Source organism: Streptomyces sp. P9(2023), from assembly GCF_032436795.1.
Classification (GTDB): domain Bacteria; phylum Actinomycetota; class Actinomycetes; order Streptomycetales; family Streptomycetaceae; genus Streptomyces.
This window is the reverse complement of record NZ_JAUPWM010000297.1, coordinates 1-316: the sequence shown is the minus strand read 5'-3', so window position 1 is coordinate 316 and position 316 is coordinate 1. Positions and strand designations below refer to the sequence as shown.

The 316-nt window shown below is 43.4% G+C and carries 1 protein-coding gene; it reads left to right on the top strand.

All coding sequences use genetic code 11. From position 1 onward, the window contains the following. Positions 1-59: 59 nt before the first annotated feature. Positions 60-316, top strand: a 257-nt coding sequence (locus Q5762_RS37695) for an Rsd/AlgQ family anti-sigma factor (RefSeq protein ID WP_315896822.1), incomplete at its 3' end; no start/stop codon positions are given.

The following is a 316-nucleotide window of genomic DNA, read 5'->3' as shown; positions in this document are numbered from 1 at the left end:
ACAACACTACAATGGGTGTGCAAGGAAAATCATCAATAAGATGATGAGATCATGAGGGCATGGTCATGCTAAATAAATTAAAGAAAACACAAGAGCAGTGGGGCGGATCCAGTGAAGTTATCGATCACTGGTTGGATAACCGTCAACACCTGATCGTTGAGTACTGCAAGCTTGCAGCACTACAGCCTTTAACCCCCGAATCTTCACTGAATGAGTTACCAGCGCCTAAAGCGTTGCACCGCTTTAGCCAAGAACTGGTTGACCATATCATAAATTTTAAAATGGCCTTCGGAGATATAATCAACCAGTTCTTGGC